Below are 11,991 nucleotides of genomic sequence, written 5' to 3' on the forward strand. Positions count from 1 at the left end.
GGCTTCTCGCCGGGGCGGGGCGGGCGGGCCCGCCCCGCCCCGGCGAGAAGCCAGGAGTCGTCGCACTCGAGACCGACTGCGACAACTCCTGCGCACTCGCGGAACCGCGATCGGGATGAGCCCGACGAGAAGCCAGTAGTCGCGAGCGGCCTCGGGACGCCGGACCCTCGTCGCTCCTGCGCCGAGCACCCCGAGACTCCATTAGTTGTCGCACTCGACGCCCACTGCGACAACTCCTGCGCACTCGCGACCGGCCTCAGGACGCCGGGCGCCCGTCGCTCCTGCGCCGAGCACCCCGAGACTCCAGTAGTCGTCGCACTCGAGCCCGACTGCGACAACTCCTGCACACTCGCGGAACCGCGGTCGGGATAAGCCCGGCGAGAAGCCAGGAGTTGTCGCACTCGACTTCGAGTGCGACAACTCCTGCGCACTCGCGAGCGGAGGCGGCGGCCGATGCGCCGAGACGACGGAGGCCGCCGCGCTCGAGCTCGAGTGCGACGGCCTCCGGACCGTCAGGAGCAGGCGCCCGCGGGTCAGGACTCCGTGTCGACGAGCGAGTCGAGGTGCGCGAGGTCCTCGGACGAGATCTCGAAGTCGACGTCGGCGTTCTCGACGATGCGCGAGGGCGTCGTCGACTTCGGCAGCGGCAGCACGTCCTTCTCGAGCAGGTAGCGGATGCAGAGCTGCGCCACCGACTTGTCGTACTTCGCGGCGATCTCGCCGATGTCGGAGTTGTCGAGCAGGCCGCCCGTCGCGAGCGGCGAGTAGCCCTCCACGAGGATGCCGTGCTCCTTGCAGTACGCGGTCGTCTCGTCCTGGGTGTTGCCGACGAACCAGCGGATCTGGTTGGCGTGCGGCACCACGTCGGTCGCCGCGATCAGCGACTCCAGATCGGCGACCTGGAAGTTCGAGACGCCGATGGCGCGCGAGCGACCGTCCTCGAGGATCTCCTCCATCGCCTTCCACGCCGCGATGTTGCCCTCGCGGTGGTCGGAGCCCATGTCCTGCCAGGGCCACGGGGCGTGGATGAGGTACAGGTCGACGTGGTCGAGCTCGAGCGCCGCCATGGTGGTCTCGAAGCTCGCCTTCGCGCCCTCGTAGTCCTTCACCTCGGCCGGGAGCTTGGTGGTGATGAACACCTCGTCGCGCGGGACGCCGCTGTCGCGCAGGGCCCGGGCGACGCTCGCCTCGTTGCCGTAGGCGCGGGCGGTGTCGATGTGGCGGTAGCCGGCCTCGAGCGCGGCGGTCGTCGCGTCGTAGGCCTCGGGGCCGTCGGGGATCTGCCAGGTGCCGAACCCGATCTTCGGGATGGCGACTCCGTTGGACAGCGTGAACGTGTCGGTCAGGGCGGGCATGACTCTCCTCTGCATCGGTCTTCTCCGCGGGCCGCCACCGGCGGCGCCGCTCCTTCCACGCTAGGCCGGGCCCCCGGCTCGCGCGGGCCCCTTGCGCTTGGCGACTGCGGTGCTACGCGGCCGTCGCGCTCCCGGCCGCCGACCCCGCGGAAGTCGCAGGACTCGCGCGCGAGTACCGCGACTTCCGCGGGGTCGCGAGCCGGCACCGCCGGCCCGCCCCCGCGAGCGGCCGGCCCCTCCCCCCTGAGGCGCCGACCGCTCAGCCTCGCGCCACCGACCAGGGGGTCCGCAGCGCCCGCTCGGCGAGCAGCCGCCGCTCCCCCGTGATCGACACCTCCGCCGTCACCGCCGCGTCCGCCGCCGAGGCGCCGGCCGTCAGCCGCAGCGGCCCCGGGTCCACGGCGAGCCGGCCGTCCTCCCCCGTCACCGCGAGCCGGGCCGCGTCGACGTGGAAGTGCACCGTCATCGTCTCGCCCGCCGCGATCGGCACGCGCGCGAAGCCGATGAGCTGCGCGACCGGCCGCACCACCGCCGAGGTCGGGTAGCCCGCGTAGAGCTGCACCACCTCGACCGTGTCGGCGCCGTCGTTCCGGAGCGACACCGCCACGTCGAGCGATCCGCCGACCGGCAGCTCCGCCGCCGTCGCCAGCTCCGTATACGTCACCGCGCCGCGGGTCAGCCCGTAGCCGAACGGGTAGAGCGGAGTCGCGTCCAGCGCCGTGATCCCGGGGTTCGAGAGCCCGAGGGACGGCTGCAGGTACGTGGTCGAGGCGGACGGGAGCCGCGGGATCTGCACGGGCAGGCGCCCGGTCGGAGCCACGCGGCCCGAGAGCACGCCGGCGACCGCGGCCGCCCCGTCCGCTCCCGGGAAGAACGCCTGCACGAGTCCGCGCGCCGCTCCGAACGCCCCGAGCGCGTAGGGCCGGCCCGAGAGGACGACCACCACGGTGGGCACGCCGGTCTCGAGCACGGCCGTCACCAGCGGCTCCTGCGCTCCGGGGAGGCGGAGGTCGGCCGCGTCGCAGCCCTCGCCCGAGGTGCCGTCGCCGAAGAGCCCGGCGATGTCGCCGACCACGACGACCGCCGCGTCGGAGCCGCGGACGAGGTCCACCGCCTCCTGCACGCCGTCGGTCGACGCGGAGGTGATCGAGCCGCCCTCCGCGAAGCGCACGCGCGACGCTCCGAACTCCTCCTGCAGCGCCGTCAGCACCGTCGGGATCGACAGCCCGAGGTCGTGGCCGGGGTGCTTGGAGAGCACGTGGTTGGGGAACGCGTAGCAGCCGACCAGGCTGCGGAACTGGTCCGCGGCCGGTCCCACGACGGCGAGCGAGCCGGAGGACAGCAGCTGCGCGACGTCCTCGTCGCGCAGCAGCACGACCGACTCCTCCGCGATCCGCGACGAGATCGCGCGGTTGCGGGCGCTGTCGAGGTCGACGTCCTCGGCTCCCTCGGGCACCAGCGGGCCGCCGTCGAGCAGGCCCGCCTCGAACTTGTGGCGGAGGTGCCTGGCCACGGAGCGGTCGAGGTCGGCCTCGTCGACGACGCCCTCGCGGATCAGGCGCGGCAGCTCGCCGTACGCCGCCGTCTGCGGCAGCTCGACGTCGACCCCGGCGTGCAGCGCCAGGCGCCCCGCGTCGGCCGCGTCGACCGCGACGTGGTGCATGGCCTGGAGGAACGGCACCGCCCAGTAGTCGGCGACGACCGTGCCCTCGAAGCCCCAGCGGTCGCGGAGCAGCGTCGTCAGCAGGTGCCTGCTGGCGCTGCTGGGCACGCCGTCGATGTCGGTGTACGAGGTCATCACGCTGCGGGCGCCGCCGTGCCGCAGGGCGGCCTCGAACGGAGGCAGCACCGTGTCGGCGAGCTCGCGCGGCCCCATGCTCACGGGTCCGTGGTTGCGGGCGCCGCGGGAGGCGGCGTACCCGGCGAAGTGCTTCAGCGTCGCGACGACGCCGGTCCCCTCCAGCCCCGCGACGTAGGCGGCGCCGAGCTGCGAGACCAGGTACGGGTCCTCGCCGAGGGTCTCCTCGACGCGGCCCCAGCGGTAGTCCTTCACGACGTCGACGACCGGGGCGAGGCCCTGGTGGATGCCGAGGGCGCGCATGTCCGAGCCGATCGCCTCCGCCATCTCGCCCACGAGCTCCTCATGGAAGGTCGCCGCCCAGGCGAGCGGAGTGGGGAACGCGGTCGCGCCGTACGCGGCCAGCCCGGTGAGGCACTCCTCGTGCGCGATGGCCGGGATGCCGAGGCGGCTGCCGGCGACCACGCGCTCCTGCAGCTCGCGGAGCCGGCGGACGCCCTCGGGGACGGTGACCGGCTCGGTGCCGAACACGCGGGTCAGCTGGCCGAGGCCGCCGGTGAAGAGGTCGTCGCCCGCGGCGGGCCCGTCGTCGAGCTTCGGGGCGAAGTCGTCGGCGGAGTCGGTGAGCCAGACGGAGCCGAGCTGCGCCGCCTTCTCCTCGAGGGTGAGTTCCTGGGTCAGGAGGCGGGCGCGCTCGGCCGGAGGCAGAGCGCGGTCCCGCCAGTCCCGCCCGGGAGGACGCGCGGCGTCCGTCCCGGGCAGTGCTGGGGAAGCGTCGTGCATCAGCCCTTGAACGCCCCGTCCATGATCCCGGACACCATCCGGCGGCCGACGAAGAAGAACGCGATCAGCAGCGGGAGGGTGGCCATGAACGATCCGCCCATCGCCAGGGCGACGTCGATCGAGCGGTTGGCCTGCAGCTGCTTCAGCGCGATCTGCACCGTGAACAGCTCCGGCGACTTGAGGACGATGAACGGCCACATGAAGTCGTTCCAGACGGCGGTGAACGTGATCAGCCCGAGGACGAACGCCGCGGGGCGGACCACCGGGAAGGCGATGCGCCAGAACAGCTGCCACGAGTTGGCGCCGTCGATGCGGGCCGCCTGGATCAGCTCGTCGCTGACCGTCGTGGACATGTGCTGCCGCATCCAGAAGATGCCGAAGGCGCTGGCCAGGCCCGGCACGATGATCGCCTGGAGGGTGTCGACCCAGTCGAGCGCCGAGACGATCAGGTACTGCGGGATGATGCTCAGCTGCGCCGGCACCGTCATGGTCAGCAGCACGATGAGGAACAGCACGTTGCGGCCCGGGAACTGCAGCTTCGCGAAGGCGAAGCCGGCCATCGCGCAGAGGATCGCCGAGATGACGGCGATGCTCAGCGACACGATGAGGCTGTTCAGCATCGAGGCGATGAACGGGACGGTGTCGAACACCTTCTCGGCGATCGCCATGAAGTTCGTGCCCGGGTACAGGCGCGGCGGGATCGACGTGACGGCGGTCGCTCCGACCGACGCGACGACGAACATGTAGTAGAGCGGGAAGATCGAGACGAGCACCGCGATCACGAGGAAGACGTAGGTCGGCCAGCCGACTCCGCCGCCCTTCCCGCGCCGCTTCGGCAGCTGTGCCTTCTGGACCGTGGGGGCCAGCGTCTGCGGGACGGCCTGGTCGATCACATCCGACATCAGACGGCCTCCTTCCGGGTGCGGGTGGAGAGGTAGAAGTTGAGGAGGGAGACGAGGACCACGATCACGAACAGCACGACGCCGATGGCGGATCCGTAGCCGAACTTGAACTGGCCGAAGCCCTGCTCGTAGAGGAAGAGCGCCAGCGTCTGGCACTGCCGGCCGGCGCCGCAGGTGAGGCCCGATTCGGGAGCCACCAGGAGCGCCTCCGTGAAGATCTGCAGACCGCCGATGGTCGACATGATCACGGTGAAGACGATGATCGGGCGCAGCGCCGGGATCGTCAGGTGGCGGAACTGCTGCCAGCTGGACGCGCCGTCGACGGAGGCCGCCTCGAACATCTCGCGGGGCAGCGACTGCAGGCCCGCCAGGTAGAGGAGCGTGTTGTAGCCGAACCAGCGCCAGAAGACCATCGTCGAGATGACGATCCAGGAGCCGTAGTTCGTGGCGAGGAAGTTGATCGACGGCAGTCCGAAGATGCCGAGGAACCAGTTGATCAGGCCGAAGTTCTTGTCGAAGATCTGCGCGAACACGATCGCGGTCGCCGCGACGGAGGTGATGTACGGCACCAGCAGCGCCATGCGGAAGAAGTTCGCCCAGCGGAGGCGGGCGTGGTTCAGCAGGTGCGCGAGGAAGAGGGCGAACAGCAGCTGGGGCACCGTCGAGATGATGAAGATGCCGAAGGTGTTCACCAGCGCGTTCCAGAACCGGGAGTCGGCGAAGAGCTGCTGGAAGTTCGCGATGCCGACGAAGGTCTGCTCGCCGATCGGGTTCCAGTCGAAGAGCGAGACGTAGAACGTGAACAGGAGCGGGAAGAGCCCGAAGACGATGAAGATGATGAAGAAGGGCGCGACGTACGCGTAGGGGGCGATCCGCTCCGAGAGGGAGTTGCGGATCCGCGCGGCCTTCTGGACCGGCGCGCTGGGCTGCTTGCGCTGCTTGCGGGGTGGTGCTGCTGTCACCGTTGACACGGGAGTACCTCCGTCGAGAAAGGGGGGAGGGGCCCGGCGCGCGAGGCGCCGGGCCGCTCAGGTGGGTGGGGCGATCAGCCGCCGATGGCCTGCTTGGCCGTGTCGAGTGCGGTCGACCACGCCTTGTCGGAGGTCACGTTGCCGGCCTCCAGCTCGACGAGGGTGTTGAGGAGCGCCCCGTTGATCGGGGTGGTGTCCGGTCCGTTGTAGAAGGACGGGAACTGCTCGACGGAGGTCGCCATGACCTCGCCGATCTTCGAGTCGCCGAAGAACGGGTCGGTGTACGACTGGACTTCTTCGCTGGCGACCGCCTCGGTGGCGGCGGGCAGCGTGCCCGAGGCCTTGAAGTGGTCGGTCTGGCCCTCAGCCGACATCATCGTCTTGATGTACTGCCAGGCGGCCTCGGGGTGCTCGGCGCGGGCGGGGATGGCGATGACGCTGCCGCCCCAGTTGCCGCCGATGCCGGGGACGCTGGTGACGCGCCAGTTGCCGGCGGTGTCGGGGGCGTCGGTCTTGATGCCGGCGAGGATCCACGAGGGGGCGATCGTCACGGCGAAGGCGCCGTTCGCGCGGCCCGGAGCCCAGCCCGAGGACCAGGCGGCGATGCCGGCGCTGATGCCGGCGTCCTTGGTGTCCACGGCGACCTGGAACGCGTCCTTCACCTGCGGGTTGGTGTCGTAGACCAGCTCGCCGTCGGGCGAGTAGTACTTCTCCGAGACCTGGTTGACGGTCGAGAAGAAGACGCTGGTCTCGATGTTGTCGACGAACGGCTTGCCGGTCGCCTCGGTGTACTTCTTGCCGGTCTCGATGAAGGACGGCCAGTCCTTCCAGAGCTCGGCGACCTGGTCGGGCTCGGTCGGCAGGCCGGCCTGCTCGAAGAGGTCGGCGCGGTAGGCGAAGCCCAGTCCGCCGACGTCGGTCGGGACGCCCACGACGGAGCCGTCGTCGGCGGTCGCGGCGGAGGCGGCCCACGGGAGGTAGGTCGAGGCGACGTCGTCGCCGCCGAGGGTGCGCAGGTCGAGGAAGTTCGAGCTGTTGGCGACGAACTGGGGCAGGTCGTCGTTCTGGATCATGACCAGGTCGGGCACCTTGCCGCCGGCGAGGGCCGCGGTGAGGGCGGTGGCGGTCTCGGTCGTGCTGCCGACCTCGGAGAGCTTGATCTTCGCGTCGGGCATCTTCGCGAGGTACTCGTCGACGCTGTCCTTGGCGTTGATGCCGGTGAAGGACCAGAAGGTGGCTTCGGCGTTCGGGTCGTCCGAGGCGCCTCCTCCCCCTCCGGACGAGCACCCGGTCAGGGTGAGCGCGACTACTGCTGCTGCTGCGGCTACGGCCGTCAGGCTTCTTTTCACGACAATTCCTCTTCGTTGGGGATTCGCAGGGTTTCGGTGAGGGCGGGCCTCAGAGAACGATCTCTTGGCGGCCAACCTAACCCGCCCGCGAGCACGATGCAAGCGAGAACCGGTCTCCGCGAGATAACGATCTCCGCCTAGTATCAAAGGGAAGTTTCGCAAATCGAGCAGTTCCGGACGGCCGCCCGCCGCCCCGTGCGAGTCTTCACTCCGACGTTCTCCCCACCGTGCTCCGCGGGGAGGCGCGGAAGCCGGAACCTCCCCTCGCAGAAGGAAGCAGCATGACTCGACCCACGCTGGTGGACGTCGCCCAGGCCGCGGGCGTCTCGCGCGCCACCGCCGCCCGTGTGCTCGCAGGCGGCACCAATGTCGACGTCCGGATGACCGCCGCGGTCGAGCGCGCCGCGAAGTCCCTCGGCTACGAGGCGAACAGCGCCGCCCGGATGCTCCGCGGCGGGCGGGCCGGGGCCATCGCCCTGATCGTCGCCTTCAACGAGCTCGACAGCCTCACCGGGACGTTCTTCACCTCGGTGCTGAAGGGCGCCGCGAAGGGCCTCTACGCCGGCGAGGTGCAGCCCGTGCTGCTGCCCGCCGACCACGACGACAGCGACCGCATCCCCCGCTTCCTCCGCTCGCGGGCCGTCGACGGCGCGATCGTGATCCTCCAGCACGAGATCACCCACCTCGCCCAGGCGCTGGCCGACTCCCCCGTGCCGATCGCCTGGGTCGGCCGCCCTCGCGTCGCCCTGCCCGAGGACGCGATCGTCATCGACTCCGACAACTATGGAGGCGGCCGCCTCGCCGCCCGCGCGCTCGCCGACTCCGGCCGCCGGCGCCTGGGCATCATCGCCGGCCCGCACGACATGGAGCCCGCCCGCGACCGCATCCGCGGCTGGCGCGACGAGCTGACCGAGCTCGGCCTCGACTCCAGCCCCATCGTGCACGGCGAGTTCACCCTCGAGAGCGGTTCCGCCGCGATGGCGCGCCTCCTGCAGCGCCACCCCGACCTCGACGGCGTCTTCGCCTCCTCCGACCTGATGGCCAACGGCGCGATCCGCGTCCTGCAGGCGTCCGGCCGCCGCGTCCCCGCCGACGTCTCCGTCATCGGCTTCGACGACGTCGTCATCGCGACCACCTCGGATCCGACCCTCACGACCATCCGGCAGCCCCTGGAGGACATGGGCCGCGTCGCCGCCGAGACCGTCGTCGCCGTCGTGCAGGGCCGCCCGGTCGACCGGCAGCCGATCCTCGCGACGACCCTCGTGCAGCGCGAGTCCGCATGACCCCGCCTCCCCCGCACCGCCTGATCGTCAGCACCGACGCCGCGAACGAGGCCGACGACCAGTTCGCGATCATCCAGGCGCTGCTGACCGAGACCCTCGACGTCCGCGGTCTGGTCGCGGCGCACTTCGGCCGGCCGGGGAGCATGCCGGAGTCGCGCGCCGAGATCGATCGCATCGTGGAGTTGGCGGGTTCGACGGTGACCGTCGTCGACGGCGCCGAGTCGGCCCAGCCCGCCGAGGCGTCGGACGGCGCCCGCCTGATCGTGGCCGAGGCGCTGCGCGACGAGGGCCGCCTGTGGATCGCCGTGCTCGGGCCGCTGACCGACGTCGCCGCCGCCCTGCTGCTCGAGCCGTCGATCGCCTCCCGCGACGTCGTGGTCGTCTGGGTCGGCGGCCCGCCCTACGACGAGATCCCCGCCTACAGCCCCGAGTTCAACCTGATCAACGACGTCGACGCCGCGAACCGCGTCCTCGAGTCGGGCATCGCCCTGTGGCAGATCCCGATGCCCGTGTACTCCGGAGTCGGAGTCGGGCACGCCGAGCTGCGGACGCGCCTGCGCGGCACAAGCCCGCTCGGGGACTACCTGGTGGACCAGCTGATCGCGTTCAACGACACCATCCCGTACGGGCCGCTCGACTTCCGGTCGCTGGGCGACAGCCCGGCCATCGGCGCCGTGATGAACCCCGCCGGCGGACGCTGGCGGGAGCGCCGCGCACCGCGGTTCTCCGCGGACGGCGAGCTCCTGCCCGACTCCGGGCCGTACACGATCCGGGTCTGCGACGCGTTCGACACCCGCTGGCTGATCGAGGACCTGTTCGCGAAGCTCGTGGAGTTCGGGGAGCGGGCGGGCGGCGAGTAGAGGAGGGCCTCCGCGACCTGGTGGAGCTCGGCCTGATCACCGCTCGCCACACGGTCAGCTGGTGGAAGCTGCACCGTGACCGCAGGAAGATCCTCGCGGCGCTGGACGAGCTCGCGGACCGGTGACCGGATCGCCCGGCTGAGTATCGAGCCGCTGGCGAGGAGATCCGCGCCGCGCACGCGGGCGAGTCCGTCCGCGAGATCGGCGGGCGATCAGGCCGACTCGCGGAGCACCAGCTGGTGGCGGACGGTGCGGTGAACCTCCGGGCCGCCCCGGGGGAGCTCGCCGGCGATCATGGCGACCGCGAGGTCGAGGGCGTGCCGCGCGAGCTCGTCGAGATCGACGGCGAGGGTGGTCAGAGTCGGAGCGAGCAGCCGCCCGATCGAGAGGCCGTCGATCCCGACCACCCGGACGTCGCCGGGCACGTCGACGCCCGCCCGACGACAGGCGGAGAGCACGCCGAGCGCGCAGAGGTCGTTGAACGCGACGATCGCGTCGGCGACCCGGGGCCGAGCGATGATCCGCTCGGTCGCGTCCGCGGCCGCCTGAGCGGTGGGGCCCTCGGCGCGCACGACGGAGGCCTCGAGTCCGCGCGCGGAGAAGGCCCGGATCAGAAGCTCCGCTCGCCGGCTCGGCCGGGCATCCCGCGAGACGTCGACGACCACCGGGCGCCTCACGCCCGATCCCGCCAGATGATCGGCCAGCGCCTCGACGGCCTCGGAGTGGTCGAGCAGCACCGCGGCGCGCAGCGGATCGCCGGTCGGGTCGAGCTCGACGACGGGCACGGAGCCGAGCCGCTCGATCCACTCCGCAGCACGATCGCCGAAGGTGCCGATCACCGCGTCGGTCTGCGCGCCCAGCGCCTGGATCATCCGGTCGGAGTCGGCGGCGAGGCCCACGTCCGCGAGCGACACGTTCCAGCCCCGCGCCGCCGCGACCCGGACGACGGCCGAGGCGAGCTCCGGCGACCACGGATTCCGCAGGTCGTCGACGACGAGCCCGAGCTGGTGCTCGCCGCCGGTGACCAGGCCGCGGCCGAACCGCGACGGGCGGTAGGACAGCTGCTCCGCGGCGTCGAGGACCCGCCGCTTCGTCTCCTCGCTGATGCCCGGCATGCCGTTCATCGCGCGGGTGACGGTCTGGCGGGAGACCCCGGCGGCGGCCGCGACGTCGTGGATCGTCGCGCGGCCGCCGGCCTCGGCACCGCTCAGGCGCGGAGGTCGAGCCATGCCGTCTGCTCCGGAGTCAGCTCGATCGACAGGCCGCGCATCGACGAGCGCAGCTCGGTGATCGTGCGCGGCCCGAAGAGCGGGAAGGTGGGGAACGGCTGCGCGAGCACGTAGGCCAGCGCGATCGCCGTCGCTCCGACACCGTGCTCGGCCGCCAGCTGCTCGGCTCGGCGCAGGCGCTCGAAGTTGTCCGGCCCGTAGTAGCAGCGCACCAGCTCGGCGTCGCTGGTGTCGTCCGGGCGCGCGCGACCGGTGAAGAAGCCGCGGGCCTGCGAGGACCACGGCAGCAGCGGGATCTGCCGCTCGACCAGCCACTCCTTCGACGCCCGGTCGGTGACGTGGACGCAGCCCTCCCACGGCACGTCGTACGCCTCGGCCAGGCCGAAGTGGTCGCTCAGCGCCTGGAACCCGGCCCGCCCGTGGGTGCGGGCGTACTCCTGCGCCTCGTCGAAGCGCGCCGGCGTCCAGTTCGAGACGCCGTAGGCGCGGATCCGCCCGGCGCGCTGGTGCTCGTCCATCACGTCGACGAACTCACCCACCGGCACCTCGGGGTTGTCGCGGTGCATCAGGTAGATGTCCGCGTAGTCGGTGCCCTGCCGCTCGAGGCTCTCGAGCAGCTGCCGGGAGAGCGACTCCGGATCGCAGTAGGGGGTGTGCGCGCCCTTGGTGATCACGACGACGTCCTCCCGGATGCCGCGGTTGCGGATCCACCGGCCGAGGCGGCCCTCCATCTCGCCGTCGCCGTAGATGTAGCCGGTGTCGAAGGCGGTGCCGCCCTGCTCGACGAACGCGTCGAAGATCGCCGAGGCGTGCGCCAGATCCGGCTGGTTGTCGACGCCCATCACGAGCCGCGACATCCGCTTGCCGACGCCGGGGATCTCGCCGAAGAGCATCGGGCTGTCCGACGCCGCGCGCAGCGGCCGCCCGGACACCGTCGGGATGTCCGCGGTCTCGGCCTCGAACGGGAAGCGCAGGCCGATCGCGGCGCGCCAGCGGTCGAGCGTGCGGGCCGTCGCGAGCGTCTCCTCGAGCGTCATCTGCGGCGCCTCGACCGAACCGGCCGCCAGGGCGTCGGTCGTCTCATCCGCCTCGAGCGCGTAGGGGCCCTCCCCCTCGAACGTGAGGATGCGCGGCTCCTCCCCGACAACGCTGATCTCGATGCCCGTGTCAGACGTACCGAACCACGGGTCGGCCACGTGCAGACGGCCGCGCGTGCCGTGGATCGTCAGGGCGTTCACGTCGTCGAGTGCCACGCCGGTGCGGAGGGTCGCGGTGATGCCGCCGCGGTAGGTCGCGCGGGCGACGCTCCACTCGTCGACGCCGGTCGGGCCGAGGCTGCCCCTCGCGTCGAACTCGACGGGCTCCGCGACGGCGGCACCGGTCGCGGCCTGCACCACGGCCGCCGCGGCGGTGACGGTGTACCCGCCGACGTCGAGGACGCCTCCTCCGGCCGTCGCGACG

Annotated in this window: 9 protein-coding genes; 2 read left to right on the forward strand and 7 right to left on the reverse strand. The window is 71.7% G+C overall.

Annotated features, from left to right (window positions below):
- Positions 1 to 533: 533 nt before the first annotated feature.
- The 5 genes from C5C33_RS17230 to C5C33_RS17250 form a co-directional block, all read right to left on the reverse strand.
- Complete coding sequence (locus C5C33_RS17230) at positions 534 to 1,355, reverse strand: aldo/keto reductase (RefSeq protein ID WP_104261718.1); 822 nt, start codon at positions 1,353 to 1,355, stop codon at positions 534 to 536.
- A 259-nt stretch (positions 1,356 to 1,614) separates the two neighbouring features.
- On the reverse strand, positions 1,615 to 3,936 hold the full coding sequence (locus C5C33_RS17235) for a glycoside hydrolase family 3 N-terminal domain-containing protein (RefSeq protein ID WP_104261719.1): 2,322 nt from the start codon (positions 3,934 to 3,936) through the stop codon (positions 1,615 to 1,617).
- On the reverse strand, positions 3,936 to 4,838 hold the full coding sequence (locus C5C33_RS17240) for a carbohydrate ABC transporter permease (protein ID WP_104224678.1): 903 nt from the start codon (positions 4,836 to 4,838) through the stop codon (positions 3,936 to 3,938). Before C5C33_RS17240 ends, C5C33_RS17235 begins: the two co-directional genes overlap by 1 nt.
- Positions 4,838 to 5,800, reverse strand: coding sequence for a carbohydrate ABC transporter permease (locus C5C33_RS17245; RefSeq protein WP_104224677.1), 963 nt, complete (start codon positions 5,798 to 5,800; stop codon positions 4,838 to 4,840). The genes C5C33_RS17240 and C5C33_RS17245 overlap by 1 nt, the downstream gene beginning before the upstream one ends.
- Positions 5,801 to 5,883: 83 nt before the next feature.
- On the reverse strand, positions 5,884 to 7,158 hold the full coding sequence (locus C5C33_RS17250) for an extracellular solute-binding protein (protein ID WP_104226495.1): 1,275 nt from the start codon (positions 7,156 to 7,158) through the stop codon (positions 5,884 to 5,886).
- A 281-nt stretch (positions 7,159 to 7,439) separates the two neighbouring features.
- Here C5C33_RS17250 and C5C33_RS17255 point away from each other — a divergent pair, with 281 nt between their 5' ends.
- Together C5C33_RS17255 and C5C33_RS17260 are read left to right on the forward strand one after the other, a co-directional pair.
- Entirely contained in the window at positions 7,440 to 8,441 is a 1,002-nt protein-coding gene (locus C5C33_RS17255; RefSeq protein WP_104261720.1) for a LacI family DNA-binding transcriptional regulator, read from the forward strand.
- Positions 8,438 to 9,301, forward strand: a complete 864-nt coding sequence (locus C5C33_RS17260; protein ID WP_104261721.1) for a nucleoside hydrolase — start codon at positions 8,438 to 8,440, stop codon at positions 9,299 to 9,301. The genes C5C33_RS17255 and C5C33_RS17260 overlap by 4 nt, the downstream gene beginning before the upstream one ends.
- A 212-nt stretch (positions 9,302 to 9,513) precedes the next feature.
- Here the strand turns inward: C5C33_RS17260 and C5C33_RS17265 are convergent, their stop codons facing one another.
- Both C5C33_RS17265 and C5C33_RS17270 read right to left on the reverse strand, forming a co-directional pair.
- A complete protein-coding gene (locus C5C33_RS17265) occupies positions 9,514 to 10,530 on the reverse strand; it encodes a LacI family DNA-binding transcriptional regulator (protein WP_104261722.1) in 1,017 nt (338 codons plus the stop codon).
- Positions 10,509 to 11,991: aldo/keto reductase (locus C5C33_RS17270; RefSeq protein WP_104261723.1), on the reverse strand; the 1,483-nt coding region annotated here is incomplete at its 5' end. The genes C5C33_RS17265 and C5C33_RS17270, both read right to left, overlap by 22 nt.

Source organism: Rathayibacter sp. AY1H3 (assembly GCF_002932015.1).